Source organism: Leeuwenhoekiella blandensis MED217, assembly GCF_000152985.1.
GTDB classification, from domain to species: Bacteria; Bacteroidota; Bacteroidia; order Flavobacteriales; family Flavobacteriaceae; genus Leeuwenhoekiella; species Leeuwenhoekiella blandensis.
In genome coordinates this window covers 357,104-374,635 of the sequence record NZ_CH672395.1, presented here as the reverse complement: position 1 = coordinate 374,635, position 17,532 = coordinate 357,104, and the positions used below count along the sequence as shown (strand labels likewise).

Annotated in this window: 9 protein-coding genes; all 9 read right to left on the bottom strand. The window is 41.2% G+C overall.

Annotated features, from left to right (window positions below; genetic code table 11):
- Window positions 1–84: 84 nt before the first annotated feature.
- The 9 genes from MED217_RS01585 to MED217_RS01545 all read right to left on the bottom strand — a co-directional run bounded on the left by MED217_RS01585 (window position 85) and on the right by MED217_RS01545 (window position 17,480).
- Window positions 85–753 (bottom strand): ABC transporter ATP-binding protein, encoded by a 669-nt coding sequence (locus MED217_RS01585; protein WP_009778721.1) that lies wholly within the window; start codon window positions 751–753, stop codon window positions 85–87.
- Between the two features lie 29 nt (window positions 754–782).
- Window positions 783–3,203, bottom strand: a complete 2,421-nt coding sequence (locus tag MED217_RS01580; protein WP_009778720.1) for an FtsX-like permease family protein — start codon at window positions 3,201–3,203, stop codon at window positions 783–785.
- A gap of 23 nt (window positions 3,204–3,226) precedes the next feature.
- Window positions 3,227–5,671, bottom strand: coding sequence for an ABC transporter permease (locus tag MED217_RS01575; RefSeq protein ID WP_009778719.1), 2,445 nt, complete (start codon window positions 5,669–5,671; stop codon window positions 3,227–3,229).
- A 24-nt stretch (window positions 5,672–5,695) separates the two neighbouring features.
- Window positions 5,696–8,122 carry an ABC transporter permease gene (locus MED217_RS01570; RefSeq protein WP_009778718.1) on the bottom strand — a complete coding sequence of 809 codons (2,427 nt, stop codon included), beginning with the start codon at window positions 8,120–8,122 and terminating at the stop codon, window positions 5,696–5,698.
- Window positions 8,123–8,147: 25 nt separating this feature from the next.
- The gene (locus MED217_RS01565) at window positions 8,148–10,520 is read right to left on the bottom strand and encodes an FtsX-like permease family protein (protein WP_009778717.1); all 2,373 of its coding nucleotides are present in this window, start codon (window positions 10,518–10,520) and stop codon (window positions 8,148–8,150) included.
- Window positions 10,521–10,548: 28 nt separating this feature from the next.
- Entirely contained in the window at window positions 10,549–12,963 is a 2,415-nt protein-coding gene (locus MED217_RS01560) for an ABC transporter permease (protein ID WP_009778716.1), read from the bottom strand.
- A gap of 25 nt (window positions 12,964–12,988) precedes the next feature.
- Complete coding sequence (locus tag MED217_RS01555; RefSeq protein ID WP_009778715.1) at window positions 12,989–15,376, bottom strand: ABC transporter permease; 2,388 nt, start codon at window positions 15,374–15,376, stop codon at window positions 12,989–12,991.
- Window positions 15,377–15,466: 90 nt separating this feature from the next.
- The gene (locus MED217_RS01550) at window positions 15,467–16,171 is read right to left on the bottom strand and encodes an ABC transporter ATP-binding protein (protein WP_009778714.1); all 705 of its coding nucleotides are present in this window, start codon (window positions 16,169–16,171) and stop codon (window positions 15,467–15,469) included.
- Between the two features lie 55 nt (window positions 16,172–16,226).
- Window positions 16,227–17,480 (bottom strand): efflux RND transporter periplasmic adaptor subunit, encoded by a 1,254-nt coding sequence (locus tag MED217_RS01545; RefSeq protein WP_009778713.1) that lies wholly within the window; start codon window positions 17,478–17,480, stop codon window positions 16,227–16,229.
- Window positions 17,481–17,532: the final 52 nt, after the last annotated feature.

Below are 17,532 nucleotides of genomic sequence, written 5' to 3'. Positions count from 1 at the left end.
ACTTAATTGATTGATGATGAATTTTAACTAACAGCCCTGAGCAAGCCCAAGGATTAAATTTTCTGATAATCGGAAAAAGGTTGATTAGGCCTTGGTTTTGCTTCCGTCCAAAAGGTGAATGATTCGGTTGCCATATTCGGCATTCGCTTCAGAATGCGTGGCCTGAATGATCGTTACCCCTTCTTGATTCAGTTCTTTAAAAAGCTGCATGATTTCTTCACCTTGTTTCGAATTGAGATTCCCGGTAGGTTCATCTGCCAGAATGAGTTTGGGTTTTGCGATCAAGGCACGCGCGATCCCCACAAGCTGTTGCTGCCCCCCGCTCAACTGACTGGGGAAAAGATCTTTTTTACCTACAATATTAAACCGGTCGAGCATGTCTGCTACCAAAGCTTTACGCTCTGAAGACTTGACATTTTTGTACAAAAGCGGCGTTTCTATGTTTTCATACACCGTCAATTCATCAATTAAATGATAGGCCTGAAACACAAAACCAATGTATTCTTTATAGAGTTTAGAGCGGTGTTTTTCCTTAAGCGTATGTACCGACTCGTCCAGGAAATTATATTCGCCTTCCTGAAATTCGTCAAGCATCCCGATGACGTTGAGCAAAGTTGACTTCCCCGAGCCCGAAGGTCCCATTATCGAGATAAATTCGCCTTCTTCTACCTGAAGACTGATGTCATTTAAAAGGAAAACACGTTTTCCTCCTTGTTTGACCCACTTGTAAATATGATTGAGTTGTAAAAGCATAATGTATTTATAGTTCTATTCTAGGGTTCTTATTCGGTTCTTAAAGAGCGTACAGGGTTTTGTGAAGCTGCCCTTATGGTTCTAAAGCTGATCGTGAGTAAAGCGATCAATAACGCCGCGGCTCCGGCTGCGATAAAAATCCAAATATTAAGCGTAATATGACTGGCATAACCTTGCAACCAATTATGAGCAAACCACCACGCGAGCGGCACAGCAATAGCAAAACCTACAGCAACCAGTTTTAAAAAGTCGGTAGAAAGCATCAGGGTGATTCTAAGAACGCTTGCTCCCACCACTTTGCGCACACCTATTTCTTTTTTACGCTGCGCCACGATGAGCAGGGAGATCGCAAACAGCCCGATACAACTTAAGATAATCGCCAAGATCGAACCGCTGGTGATCATTGTAGCCATTCTTTTTTCTGCTTTAAACGTGCGGTCTACATTCTCATCGAGAAAGGACCCGAGAAAATCGGCCTTTGGCTCGATCTCGCCCCAAACTTTTTCTAAAAGCGGAAGTGCTGTTGCCGCTTTATTAGGAGCCACTTTTATATAAGCATAATGCATATTCCAGTCGGGCTTTAAAAATAACGTGAGCGGTGCCACCGAAGTGTTAAGCTTCTGAAAGTTGTAATCTTTCAACACTCCTACGACATTGTAAGCTACGCTGTCGTCCATAATAAACCGGGTTTCCAACGGATTCTTTTCCTGCAATTGGGCCGCCATTTGCTCATTGATCAACACCGCAAGACTATCTGAAGCATAGTCTCTTTTAAAACTACGGCCGGCAACCAGTTCCATATCTAAGGTTTCAGGATAGTCGTAATCTACCATCAAAATATGCGTGGTAACCATACGGCCTTTATACTCAAATCCCATCTGGCTTGTTCTGGAGCTTCCGTCGCGTCCCAGCCCCAAGCTGTTATTAGAAGCCGTGATGTCTAAAATTTCAGGATACGCCTGCAATTTATTCCGTAGTAATTGCATCACCTGCGCATCAGAACGTTTTCCGTTAAGCGGTATTGAAATCACTTGCTCTTTGTTATAGCCCAGATTTTTATTCCGCATAAAATCGATTTGTTGCCAAAGCACAAACGTACCACTGATCAATAAAATCGCGATCCCAAACTGAATGACCATCAGCACATCCCGCACCCGATTTTTACGCGTGAGATTGAGTTTTCCTTTTAAGGATTGAAGCGTCCCTAATTTAGAAAGCAGCAGTGCAGGATATCCACCGGCAATCAACGTGATCACCATAAAGACCAGTATAAAACCTAAAAGCACTTTAATACTAAAAACAGCTTCAAAAGTAGCCCGAGTTGAAAACAAGGTTTTAAAAGAATCTGAAAAAGCGGCCGCCAATGCACCTCCTAAAATTGCAGCACCCAAAAAAATAAAAATGCTTTCACCCCAAAACTGAAAAAACAGTTGTGCTTTGCCGGCGCCTAAGGTTTTACGCATCCCTATTTCCCGTAAACGCTGTGTGCTTTTTGCAATACTCATATTGATGAAATTCACACAAGCGATAAACAAGATCAAAAAGCCCACACCTAGCACCAAATACGGCATCGCTTTATCTACGTGCGCGATTCCGTAATCAAAATTGGCATAGGCTCGGTCTTGAAAAGGCAGTAAGCGTATTTGTTTGTAGTTTCCGTTTTGATCGGGCTGTGCTCCATCGCGCTTGGCGGCTTCTAGATCTTCTTTATAATGCAATTGTGTGAACGGAGCGGTTGCCTGCTCAAATTGTTGCGGAGTGACCCCCTGCTCTAGCTGTACAAAAACCTCGTGATTCTCTTTACTCCAATCGTCTTTAATACTCGCATAAGAGAACGAAGCCTGATTACTGAAATCTAAAGCTAAGTCAAACTTTATACTGCTCTGATCGGGGAAATCTGCTGTAATTGCATTTACTGTAAATAATTTCTCTTCTCCTTCGGTGATGACGCGCAGGGTTTTACCTAAGGCGCTTTCTTTGCCAAAAATACGTTCTGCCGCGTGCTCCGTTAGCGTTACAGTACTCAAGTCTTTTGTGGGTTGCGTTTCAACTCCGCGAAGTACAGGAAAACTAAACATCGAGAAAAAATCAGGATCTACGTAGGCAGCACTCATACGCAATTCCTTATCACCGGCTATGACCAAAACGCCTTTACCGTTAACTCGTGTGCTTTGGGCGATTCCCGGTACTTCTTCTTGTAAGGCCGGAGTAAAAGGCACCGATTTAGGAACGCTTGACACGATCCCTTCGGGCGTTTGTTCTGTGGAATACACCTGATATAAGGATGCATTATTTTGATGAAACCCGTCGTACGAAAGTTCGAAAAAGGCATACATTCCCAAGAGAACGGCCACCGCAAAGGCCGTACTCAAACCTACAAGATTCAGTATACTGAAGGTTTTATCCTTCCATAAATTCCGTAGGGCGATTTTGATATAATTCTTTAACATAAGGATTGATTTTGATTGATGAATTATTCGGTTCTCAGTGCTTTTACGGGATTGGCAATTGCGGCTTTCAGCGTTTTAAAACTCATAATGAGTACTGCAAGCAGCATCATCCCTAATCCGCTTAAGGCAAACACCCACCAGCTCATTTCGGTTTTATAGGCATAATCTTCGAGCCACTGATGTAATCCCCACCAGGCAATGGGCAGCGCGATCACATAGGCTACGATGACTAGTTTTAAAAAGTCGGTACACAGCAAGGCATTGATTTGAAGAATGGAAGCTCCCAACACTTTGCGAATCCCAATTTCTTTGGTGCGTCGTGAGGTGGTGTGAATTACCAGCCCCAACAATCCTAAACAACTAATGAGCACCGCAAGACCGGTCGCCCAGTTGAGTAAGGTTGCAATACGCTGCTCTTGCTTATAAAATTTTGAAATGCTCTCGTCTACAAACGAGAGCCTAAACTCCTCTCCGGGATACACCTCTTGATAAAGCTGCTCTACTTTTGCAATGGTATTTTGCCAACCGGAAGATGCACCGGTAAGTTTGACGTGCAGTGTTCTAAAATTGGTACGGCGATCTCGGCTGGTATCTCCGGTAAGCATCAGCGGCATCACTTTATCTTTAAGCGAGCGCTGATTAAAATCCTGCATCACTCCAACGATCAATCGTTGATGCGAATTGAGTTCAAGATATTGCCCTACAATTTTCTCAGGATCTTTAAAACCAAAAGCACGCATTCCGGTTTCATTGATCACATATTCTTCGATGGTATCATTAAGTGCTGGTCTTCCGGCAAGCAATTCGATATCATAAAGCTTTAGGTATTCGGTATCACCATTCAGAATTTGTAGTTCCTGAATAAGCTCCTGACCGTCTTTTTTAAAAATCCCCATTCGAGTCGCCATATTGAATGAAGCAGGCGGCATACCCCCCAGACTCACGTTTTGAATTTCAGGAATACGCTTCAATTCCTGTTCTAAAACAAGCCGTTTGTCTATTGAAAAATCATCCCATGGCGTTTGCAGGTAAGCAACAGCCTCGGTATTAAACCCTAAATCCTGATGCATCATATAATAGATTTGCTTTCCTACAAGGAGTGTGGCGATCACAAAAACCTGTGCAATCGCAAACTGAGAAACGGTTAACACCTGACGCAAAACGCCCTTTTCTTTGCTGCTCGAAACGCTTCCTTTAAGCACGCGTGCCGGTTTAAAACGGGACAACACGACTCCGGGATAGAAACCCGACAATAATGTGATCACAATAACAAGCACGACAACTAGTGCCGCAAACCAAGGAGTCAGCATAAGACTCAGCTCAATTCCTTCAGCCATAAAACTATCAAAAGCCTTAAGCGCTAAGACGCAGAAAACAACAGAACATAAAGCGGCTATAAGCGTGAGCAGAAAGGTTTCGCCTAAAAACTGAAGCACCAATTGACGTTTAGAGCTGCCCATGGTTTTGCGCACTCCAATTTCTTTAGCACGACTCGCTGCTTGAGCGGTATTCAAATTGATAAAATTGATGCTGCCTAAAAGCAACAGGAAAAGCGCCACAAAAACCAAGCTTATCAAAATACCTTTATCGGCTTCATAATCCGAATAGCCATAGGCGCCATACTCGTGATCAAAATGCAAATCAGACAAGGCTTGTAAATTGAACGTACGCTTATTGTTGTACTTGAGCATATCGGCATCAACGTGCGCTTCGCTCAAAGTAGCCAACTGCGTTTTGATTTGCTCCGGCGTACTCTGCTGCGCGATCTTGATATACAATTGCGAAGCATTATTGGTGTTTCCCCAATCATCACCAAAAATCTGATCGCTGCTTTCGGTTTGCTTTGCGGTTTCTAGCGAAATGAACTCATTAAAGTGTAAGTCGGTACGCTTGTCAAAATCTTCAACAATCCCGGAAACTGTTGCTGAAATGGTTCCATCATATACCAAAGATTGTCCCATTACAGCTGCTAAAGGCATATTCGGAAAATATGCTTCAGCACGCTTTCGGGTTAACACGACACTGTTGGGTTGCTGCAGCGCCGTTGCTTTAGAACCGGCGATCCATTTGTATTGAAAAATGTCAAAATAGCTGGCTTCGGTAAGAATTATACGTTCAGGATCTTTAAAGGTTTGCTTGTTTGCTTCGGCCTTAGCTTCAGAAATCCACCAATTATAAAAATAAGCCGATTGCTCAACACCGGTGAGTTGCTCCTTAGCAGCGATACGCATCGGCGGGGTAACCCCTCCGTTTTTATAATTCCCTTGCGGCGTTTCAAAATCGGTTACCACACGATAAATGCGATCGCCGTCCTCGTGAAAGGTATCAAAGCTAAAATCATAATACACCATGAGTCCGATCACAAACGAAGCACTCAACCCAATAGCCAGACTGATGACATTGATGGCTGAAAAAAGTTTGTTTTTCCAGATGTTGCGCCAGGCGATTTTGATATAGTTTTTAAGCATTTGTGTTCGTTTTTGATTGATGAATTATTCCGTTTTTAAGCTTTTTGCGGGATTGATAATTGCTTTTTTAGCCGATTGAATTCCTACGGTTAACATAGCGACACCTGTTACTACAGAAGCAGCAAGCCCAAAAACCCACCATTTTATTTCTATGCGATGTGCATAATCCTGAAGCCATTCGTGCATCGCATACCAACCAATTGGAATAGCGATAAAAAGTGCTACGGCAATGGTTTTTAAAAAGTCTTTAGAAAATAATAGCACAATAGATTGTACCGAAGCGCCAAGCACTTTCCGAATTCCTATTTCTTTTACGCGCTGCTCGGTTACCTGAACGATCAAACCGAAAACACCAAGGGCCGCCAGAAATAAACTAAGCGCACTAAAAAAGCTGAAGAATTGTAAAAGTTTGGTCTCAGCTTCGTATTGTTTTTGCAATAGGTCTGAAACATTATTGATTTCCAGAAGCTTGTAAGGATAAAACTCTTGCCACAATTCGTTGATTTTGGCTATAACTTTTTCTTCAGAGCCGGGTTTTATACGCATGAGTAGGCTTCCGCGATCTGGATTTTTATCAGCCTGAATCACGACTGGTTTTGCGCTGGTTCTAAGATTTTCATTATTAAAATTGCTTACAATACCAACAGGCGTTACTTCCAAATCTTTGTTAGCGACATTTAATTGATCAACTTTTAAAAGTCTTGCAGCCTGAGCGGTAATTAGAGATGGTCTTTTCTCCAACTCAGCTTTTTTGACCGAATCCATTTCAATATAAAAGCTTTGTGGCAGGGCATCACCGCCAAAATCATTGCTCAAAAATCTTCCTTTTTCAATTTCCAGCCCTAAAGTTTCAGCTAGGTCGGTATCGGCGAACATATACCAGATCTCCACTTCATCACCAGTTTTGTCCGGATTTTCAATTCTTCGATTCATACTTCCGCCTCCACCAGATGGAATCCAGGAAGAAATACTCGCATTTTCTACAAACGGACTTTTAAGTAATTCGTTTTTAAAACTCTCGCCTTTATTCTGCCAAGTCGAATATTTAATGCTTAAAAGATTGGAAGCATCGAACCCAATATCTTTAGATTTTAAAAGTGTTACTTGTTGGTTTACCACGATCATAGCGATGAGTACAACCAGTGATATTGAAAACTGAAAGACCACAAGCCCTTTTCTCACAAACTGAGTTTGGCCTGTAGCATTAGATCTAAATTTCTTGCGCAATGAAGCCAAAGGATTTATTCTTGAGATCAACAGCGCAGGATATAAGCCCGTTAGAACACTTAAGGCGAAAATCGATGCAATGGCACCTAAAAATAATAACGCAGAATTGCTAAAAGTAAGCGCCAAAGGATGATCGATATAACTTACGATGCCTGGTAAACTCAGCTGATAGATCGCAAAAGCAAGAATGCCAGAAATAAGAAAAAACAATCCAGACTCTGCCAAATATTGAGATATAAGCTGAAACCGATCTGCTCCTAAAACCTTTCTAACACCAGTCTCCTGCATTTTGTGAGAAGCTCTGGCTGTAGTTAGGTTGACATAATTGATGCAGGCGATAACCAATAATAAAATCGCTATCGCACCTAGAATATAAAGTTTCTGAGCACTTCCTTTGTAAATCTGGTTGCCAGCAAAATCAGATCTTAGATAAATATCTTGTAAAGGCTGTAACTCAAATTTATCTGGATGTTCCACTTCGGTATAATTTGAATACCAATTATTATATTTCGCTTCAAAGGTTGTTTTATCCACATCGTTTTTCAGACTTACATAATAGGTTTGAAAAAATCCAAACTGCTTTTTATTAAGTACCTCTGTTCTGGGTTTATGCAGATATATCACCTGCCCTCTTAGATGTGTATTTTCCGGAATATCTTTGAAAATCCCCGTGATAAGATACTCGTTAGGCTCATTGCTGTAAGAAGGCAGATCTTTAATGGTCTCTCCAACCGGGTTTCTACCGTTAAAAAATCTTTTTACCAAGGATTCTGAAATGATAATATTTAGAGTTCCTTCAACCAAATTTTCAGGATTCCCTGAAGTGATCTCAATATCAAACATCTCCAGAAATGAAGGGTTGGTGTAGATCACCTTGGTTTTTGTGCCTTCACCCCGAATATTTCTAAAACTAAAATTGGTGTCAAATTGTTCGATGGTGGTAATCGCCTCCACATCCGGGAAATCTTTTAAAGCGATATTAGTTCCTGATAATGCATAATCTCCTTTTTCTAAAAGTTCTCCATCCCGAGTAGTTATAGTATTCAGCCTAAAAATCTGGTCTTTTTTGGTCCAAAAGCTATCATACGATGATTCATCGATCACCACAGTGGTTACGGCTAGACAGGCTGCTAATCCAATCGTTAACCCAATAATATTGATTAGCGAATAAGTGCTGTTTTTAAGAAGATTCCGCCAAGCGATTTTGATATAGTTTCTAAACATATTATTGTTATTGCTATTCTAATTATTATTCTGTACGCAGTGATTTTACGGGATTTGCTATTGCTGCTTTTATGGCTTGAATGCTCAGGGTCAACAATGCAATAGTGATCGCAATACCTCCCGCTAAGAAATAGAGTTCATAAGGATCTGAAATTTTATAGGCAAAATCCTGTAACCAGGTTGTAGTTATATACCATGCTAGAGGCATTGCGACACAAAGCGCAATCACAATAAGTTTCAAAAAGCTGATAGACAACAAGTAGGTGATTTGAGCGATAGAAGCACCAAGAACTTTACGTATGCCTATTTCCTTTTTTCGCTGTGCTGCCATAAAAACTGAAAGTCCAAACAAACCTAAGCAAGAAATCAAAATGGTTATTGCGGCAAAAACATTCAGAATCTTCGCAGTGCGCTGTTCACTTTCATAAAGATTTTGATAATCTTGATCTAAGAAGGAATACGTGATCGCACTATCAGGTTTAAACGCTTTCCATACCTGTTGAATTTCTGAAAGGGCCTGAGCTGTATTCCCTTGTACCTTAATTAGAACTTTAGCAGACCAGTCATACTCTGCAAAAAGTGCTACCGGAGTGATCTTTTGATGTAGTGATACAAAATTAAAATCTTGCAGAACACCTTTGACATATCCAGCCCTTCCATTAAGATTTACTGCCTTTCCTATAGCTTCTTCTGGAGTAAATCCTAATTTATTTGCTGCTGTTTCATTCAACATAAAAGCATAAGTACGTTCTTCAGAAGCAACTTTCACTTGCATTTTATCGGTTTCATTAAAATTGGACCCTGCGATTACGTGCATATCCAATGTGGTAACATAGTCTTTATCTACAGGTGCTGCAGTTATTGAAATCCCGCTTTCTTGGCCATTAACCTGAATACTGTACCCGCCTTGCATATCTACCGGAGTATGAGAAGATGTCGTGACGTTTGATATGGACTGCGAGGCCAATAATGCATTTTTAAAAGACTCTACCGTTTGTTGAGACATTCCGTTAGCATCGACAACAACAACATTAGATCGATCAAGACCTGTATCGGTATCTTTAATGTAATCAAGTTGCCTTTTTGCTACCAAAGTACCAATGATAAAAACTACGGAAACCGTAAACTGAAAGACAATTAGCAACTTTCTAACACTACCGCTTTTGCTCAGGGAGGAGGTGTTATTCTTTAAGGCAGTTGCTGGTTTGAACCTCGATAAAATAAGTGCAGGCCAACCTCCTGCTAATAGTGTAGTACTGCAAAGCAGAACTACCAGAGTGATTACGAAGTATGACCAATCCCAACTAGCAAGACTTATATTTAATCCTGTCAGATTATTAAATGTGGGTAGCAATGCGAGTGCTCCCAACGTACCTATCATGATAGCCAAAACAATTATAACCCCTGCTTCGGTTAAAAATTGAGCAATTAAGCTTTTACGCGGAGCACCCATCACTTTACGCACACCTATTTCTCTAAGACGCTCAACAGATTTTGCTGTCATTAAATTGGTGAAATTTATTGCCGCTATTGTAAGTAACAACACTGCTAATGCTCCCAAAATGAATAAATAGGTTTTCAAATTACCTGATGCTTCAGCCGAAAGATGATCTTCATTAAGTGGAACAAAGTCAAAGTGCATCTTAAAACCAGCCTGAAAATCTTCCTCAAATTCCTTTTGAACAAAGGCATTAAACTTTTGCTCTACCTGTGTACGTTGTTGTGCATCTTTCAGCAGCAAATAAGAATGATCGTTTGCTGAATTCCAGATTTCCCGTTCAGCACGCTTACTTGATTGATAAGATCCCAACAAGTCAAATTGAAGCGAAGAATACGGTAAGTTATCTTCAATCACTCCGGTTACTTCCCATACATTATCATTAATAACAACTGACTTTCCTAAAGCCGGTTGAGCTCCAAAATATCGGGTAGCAGTGGTTTGAGTAAGTATTACAGCATTAGGCTTGTTTAGAGCTGACTTAGAATTACCATTTAAAAAATCAAAACTGAAAATATTAAGAATGGATGCATCTGCAAGAATCATATTCCTTTCAGTGAAATTCTTACCATCTATTTCAACCTCCCGACGATCATATTTATAAACACGCACCGCATCTTCTACTTCAAAAAATTCCCGCTTGGCTACGGGAGCAACTGCAGTTGGCGTGTAGCGTGAAATGGTAGCTTCTGCATCAGAAGGAGACTTATAGCTATAGTTTACATATACGATACGATCTGCCTTCTCATTAAAACGGTCATACCGCAATTCATTTAAAATATAAGTTCCGAGGAGCAAAAAACTTATAACGCCTACAACCAAGCCTGCAAGACTTAATGAACTCGTCAACGTATTCTTACGGAGACTTCGCCAGGCGATTTTGATATAATTTCTAAACATTTGTGTTCGTTTTCTGTTGCTTGTTTTCCTATTCCGTTTTTAGCGATTGGGTTGGATTTTGAAGTGCAGCTTTTATACTCTTAAAACTGATCGTAGCCATTGCTATAAAAAGTGTGATACAAGCCGCTAGCACAAATTGCCCCAACTCTAGATCCACGCGATATGCAAAATCCTGCAGCCATTTTTGCATTAAATAATAGCCTATGGGGAACGCAATCAGAAAGGCAATGGCTACCAACTTGATAAAGTCTTTAGCGAGCAAGCCTACTATTTCTGTAACGCTCGCGCCCAGCACTTTTCGAATTCCGATTTCTTTAAAACGCTGTTCGGTGGCAAAGGTGATCAGACCAAACAAGCCCAGACAGGCCACAAAAATGGTTAGCATCGTGAAGATGCTTAGAATCACTCCCTTTTTCTCTTCTTTGCGATAAGTTTCCTCAAATGAATCTTCTAAGAACGAATAGGTAAAAGCTTGTTCAGGATTGAATGTTGCCCATTTTTCTTCAGCAAAATCGAGAACTCCCGCGACGTCGGCATTCTTGGTTTTTACGATCAGACCGCCGTAAGGATTGTACGCCAAGACCAAAGGATCGATCTCGCTATGCAAGGACTTAAAATGAAAATCTTTAATGATCCCTATAACCGTCAGGCGTTCATTTTCAGTATCAGCCGCACGTTCAAAAGTTGCTCCTATAGGATTCTCTCCCAACCCTAAAATTTTAGCTGCCTGCTCATTCAGGATCACTTTATCAGATTCATTTTTTAATTCTGTAGAAAAATTGCGTCCTTCAATCAATTCCAATCCCAACGTGGGGATATACTGCTCATCTACATCGTAAAAGAAGAATTTTCTCAGGTAAGTGTTATTCTTAAAAATTCCGCGCAAATGATTGTCTGTTTCTCCCGCAGGAACAAAAGCCGATCTGCTTATACTGGCAATTCCGGGGTTTTGAAGCAACTCTTCTTTATAAGCGTTTACACGTTCTGATCCCATTTTATAGGCATCTCTCAACACGATCACCTGGCCTTTCTCATAGCCTAATTTTTTATGCTGAATGAATTGCATCTGTTTATATACCACGATCGTAGCAAGAATCAAAGAAGCCGAAATCACAAATTGAAAGATCACCATCCCGCTTCTCAAACTTGTGCTGCGACCGCTACGCGTAATTTTATTAGTGATGGCCGCCAGCGGTTTAAAACCAGACAACACAAATGCCGGATACGCCCCTGCAAAAAGACTTATGCCCATGATGAAAACCACAAGCAGTAACACATTTTGAACCGAAATAAAATCAAGCAGCGCAAGTTCTTTTCCGGCCAGCGTATTGAACGCCGGTAAAAGCAAGACGATGATGCCTATCGCCAGAAGCGTTGCAAAAGTTGTAGTAAGTATAGATTCGGTTAAAAACTGCGTGATCAATTGCTTTTTGGCCGAACCCAAGACTTTACGAATGCCCACCTCTCTGCTACGCTTTGTTGCGGTTGCTGTAGCGAGATTCATAAAATTAACGCAGGCGATCAACAACATAAATAACGCGATCGCACTAAAAATATAGACGTATTTGATATCTCCCGTGGGAGACAGCTCGGTATTCGGACTAAAATCTGAGTGTAAGTGAATATCAGTGAGCGGCTGTAAAAACAAACCTAATTTGTTGTTCTGCTGAAATTCTTCATAAGAAATCCCGATAGCCTGCTTGACCTGATCTCCTATATATTTTTCTAAAAGCGCAGGAATTTGTGCTTCCAGCTGTGCCAAATCGGTCTCCGGCTGAAGCTCTAGATAGGTCGCAAAACCTGAGGTTACCCACGAATTTGATGTGCTGCGTGTATTGTGCTGCATAGGTATAAAGACATCAAACTGCAGATGGGTGTTTTGCGGAAGATCCTCGAGCACCGCGGTTACTTCGAGCGCTTCTTCAATATCCTGAAAGTACACACGTTTCCCGATAGGATTTCCTGTACCAAAATACTTTTTAGCTTCAGATGCGGTAAGTACAATGCTGTTGCGGTTTTCAAGCGCAGTTTCAGGATTTCCTTTGAGGAAATTCAAGTGGAATATTTCAAAGAAATTAGGATCTACAAAAGCGGCTTTCAACTCTTCATAGCTGGTATTCTTGTACTGTACCTGCGGATTGTAGACCATACTCAGTCGCGTAGCATTTTTCACTTGCGGAAAATCTGCCTTAAAAGATTTGGCCACCGGCGCAGCAACCATGGCTTCTTTGAGTTCTTCTCCGTTTACATTTCCGCGAAGCACGACACGCGCTATACGATCTGCATTATCAAAAGACTGCTCGTAGCTCAACTCGTCCCAAACGTAAAGCGAGATCATTAAGCAACTGGCAATCCCTATGGCAAGACCACTGCTATTCAAAAAGAACAGGGATTTGTCCTTTTTGAGATTCCGCCAGGCGATTTTGAAATAGTTTTTAAGCATAACTGAATGTTTTGATTGATTGATGTTATTCTGTTCGAATAGCCTTTACAGGATTTGCGATTGCCGCCTTGATGGCTTGAAAACTTACGGTGAGCATTGCAATACCAATAGCGAGCAAACCTGCCAGAGCAAAAATCCACCAAGACAATTCTATCCTGTAAGCAAAGTCCTGTAACCACTTATGCATACCAAACCAAGCCACCGGAACCGCTATTAGAAATGCAATTCCAACCAGCTTTATAAATTCTTTTGAAAGCAAATTGACGATCCCGGGAACACTGGCTCCTACTATTTTACGTATGCCTATCTCGCGTCGACGCTGTTTAGTGCTGTAAGAAGCTAGCCCTAAAAGTCCCAGGCAAGAGATGAAAATGGCTAAAACTGCAAAACTCAAAAAGAGATTGTTGAAGCGTTGTTCGGAGCGATATTGTCTATCAAAAAACTCGTCGAGAAAATAATACTCAAAGCGAGTATTGGGCAAAAATTGCTTCCAAGAATCTTCAACAAAATTTAGGGTTCTAGATAAATCAGTCGCAGCGACTTTAAGCGTCAATAATCTGGACTGTTTAGGGTCAAACACAAAACTTAGCGGGCCTATTTCCCTCTTTAAAGATTCAGCATGAAAATTTTCAACAACACCTATAATTTGACCGTTTCTACCCCATTGATCAAATGAAGCTCCAATAGCCTCCTCGGCATTTGCATAGCCCAGAAGATCAACTACTTTTTCGTTTACAATAATAGCTTGGGTACTGTCGCTGGCAAGTTCTCTTGAAAAATTTCTACCGGCCAATAACTTTATATCTAATTGATCTAGATAATTTTCATCAATAATATAGCGGTCTGCTGTGAGGGTCTGATCCTGTCCCTGACTGTTTTCCATAAGGGATAAAGCAGAGCTTTTGTTACCACCGCCACCGGGAACAGTTGAAGCTTTACCTATCGAAATTATATTGGGATTCGTTTTCAAATGATCACTAAGCAATTGTTGCTTTGGATCGTTGTCTGTATCCAGAATAAGTAAACGATCTTTAACAAAACCTAAATCTTGATTTTGCATAAAATGCATTTGATTGTACATCACCAGCGTTCCAATTATCAACACAATCGAAAGCGAAAATTGGCCTACCACAAGCCCTTTTCTCAGGAATGCGCCACTACGCGTAGTTGAAAATTTCCCCTTAAGTACACTCACGGGTCTAAAGGAAGAAAGCACCAATGCGGGATAGGTTCCTGCCGCCAAGCCCATGGCCAACGCAATCCCAAAAAACAATGCGATATACGACCAATTGATAAATATGCCACTAGCTACGGTTTGACCGGCAAGAGCATTAAAATAAGGCAAAGCCAGCGTGGCGATTGCAATTCCCAAGAAAAAGGCCAATAAGGTTACAATAAGAGACTCTCCTACAAATTGCAGCATCAGCTGCTTTTTTTGAGCGCCTACGACTTTCCTGATGCCTACCTCTTTTGCGCGCTCGACTGATCTCGCTGTGGTAAGATTGATAAAATTAATTCCTGCGATAAGCAGAATAAAAACTGCGATCAAGCTAAAAATATAAACCTTGCCGATGTTAGGACTTCCGTTACCAATACGCGTAGAATGAAGGTAGACGTCTGTAATAAGCTCCAGGTCTTGTTTTACAAATAGGTTGGCTGCCTTCATCTTATCACCATCGACCTCATCGAGATACGTATTGATTTTGGAAACCAAATTCTCTGTATTGGTATTCTCTGCTAAAAGTACGTAGCCTCTGGGCTCGTAGTTTGCCCAAGAAGTATCCAGTGAAGGATCTATAATTTGAGTGTAGGTGGAAATTGAGAGTAAATAATCTGCTTCAATTTGCGTATTATGTGGAAGATCTTCCATGACTCCGGTGACTTGCGCCGTATACTCCCCGTTCATAATTTTTAAACGTTTGCCTATCGGATTTTCTGATCCAAAATATTTCCTGGCACCGGTCTCGCTCAATACCAGACTTAATGGTGCCCGAAGCGCCTCATTAGGATTTCCTTTTAAAAGCTTTATTCCAAATATTTGAAAGAAGGTCGAGTCGGCTGCCAGCGATCGCTTTTCCTGAAAATTTTCAGTCCCTTTTTGAATACTCAAACTCAGATCCATAATTCGGGTAGAGGTTTCGATTTCAGGAAAACGCGGAGTGATTTTTTCAAGGACACTCCAGTCTATTACCGGTATTTGATACGAATCTGAAGGTGTTTTTATATCGCTTACCAACATATAAATACGCTCCTTTTTAGGAAACATCGTATCATAACTCAGTTCAAAACCTACGTATAGCATAATTAAAAACGCCGCAGCCATACCTACAGCCAGACCCCCAATATTTAAAATGGAAAACCCTTTATGTCTCCACAGATTTCTAAACGCGATTTTGAAATAGTTTTTAAGCATAACTGATACTATATAGGGAGTGATGAAGTCCCGTTTAATTGATTGATTTTCGGCAGCTGCCGATTGATGAATGAATCCCCGTAAGGAATTTTAAACTTCTAGTGTTTTGCTTTTATACTCGGTCAATACATTTTCGGTTACTTTTTGACCGTCGAGCATCCTGATGATGCGGTGGCTGTATTTGGCATCGTGCTCACTATGTGTAACCATAATGATCGTCGTCCCGGCTTCGTTGAGTTCGGTAAGCAGGTCCATTACTTCATTACCGTTGCTGCTGTCCAGATTTCCGGTAGGTTCATCGGCAAGTATGAGTTTAGGATTATTCACCACGGCGCGTGCTACGGCCACACGTTGCTGCTGCCCTCCAGATAATTGCTGCGGAAAGTGTTTGCGACGGTGCATGATTTGCATTTTCTCAAGTACTTCGTCCACACGCTTTTTACGTTCTGCAGGTTTTACGCCGGTATAGATCAGCGGAAGCTCTACATTTTCAAAAACGGTGAGTTCGTCAATGAGATTAAAGCTTTGAAAAACAAAACCGATGTTGTGCTTACGCAAATCGGCACGCTTGCGCTCATTAAAGCCGGCAACTTCAATTCCGTTGAAAATGAAACTTCCTCCATCAGGATCGTCCAGCAAACCAAGGATGTTAAGTAAAGTTGATTTACCGCAACCCGAAGGTCCCATAACGGCTACAAATTCACCTTCCTGAACCTGAAAAGACAATTTATTTAAGGCGATGGTACGCACTTCTTCGGTGGCGTAGTATTTCTCTAAGTCTGTAATTTTTATCATTAGGAAACGATTAGTGTTAATAGGGTGATGATTAGTGTTGTCATAGGTTTATATTTTAATCCTGAAGTACCAATTCTTGCACTTCTTTGTAGTTATCATAACTGCTGGTGATCACACGATCGCCGGGTTCTAAGCCGCTTAAGACTTCGTAATATTCGGTGTTTTGACTGCCTAGTGAAATGTCTGCTTTATACGCTGAAGCTCCATCCTCACTTACTTTAAAAATCCAATTTCCACCGGTTTCTTGAAAAAAGCCCCCTTTCGGAATCAATAGCGCTTGCTTTTCCTGACTTAATGCTACACGTATTTGCAGCGTTTGCCCGCGACGAATACCTTCAGGAACTTCAGATTCAAATTCCATATCTACCTGAAACCTTCCGTTTGTTACTTGTGTGTAAACTTTTTTGATGACCAAAGTGTAGTTCTTTCCGTCAAAATCAAAGCTTCCGGTCTGACCGGTGTAAATTCTAGAAATATAATGCTCATCGATATCTACACGCACCTTATAACCGCTCAACACATCGATTTGCCCCAGACGCTCTCCTTTGTTCTTAGACTGACCAATTTCGGCATCCAGCGAAGTTAATTGCCCGTCAACCGGCGCTTTCACCACAAGATCTGCCACTTTGCGACGCATCAACTCCAAGGCGTTTTGTGTACGCTGGTACGAACTGCTCACTTGATTTTTTTCCTGTTTTACCGCAATTGAATCTTGCTCCAAAATCTGCTTGGCAAGTTGCATACGCTCTTTCTGATAGTTGTAATCATTTTGAGATTTTATCAAATCCTGACGCGCGATCGCATCCTTATCGTAAAGTTTTTTGTTGAGCTCGTATAAACGCTTGGCTTCAATAAGACTGTTCTCAACATCGGTATATTGATTGAGTTTATTAATGGTGTTCTGGCGCGCTGCGTTTTGTGAAATCTGCATCTGCGTCAGCAAATTATACACCTGCGTTTCCTGATTGACCAAACTCAATTCTAAGTCGGTGTTTGAAAGCCTTAAAATGGGTTCGCCTTTTTTCATAATCGCCCCATCTTCTACAAACTTTTCCTCGACGCGACCACCCTCTAAGGCATCGAGATAAATAGTTGTGATAGGCATCACCACACCATTCACCGGGATATTTTCCTGAAAAACGCCTTGCGTCGCAGTGGCAATACTTATGCGTTCTTTTTGCACATTCAGTTTTGCATTTCCGGTAGTGGATAGAATCACAAAAAGGATGAGCGCGACGATACTCACAGCACCAACGATCATCAGTATTTTAGAAGTTGTAAAACGCTTTTTTTCTAAAGGGATGTCCATAAATAAGTTGTTTGCACCTTCTAGTTAAGCAATACTGTGCCAAAAATATAAT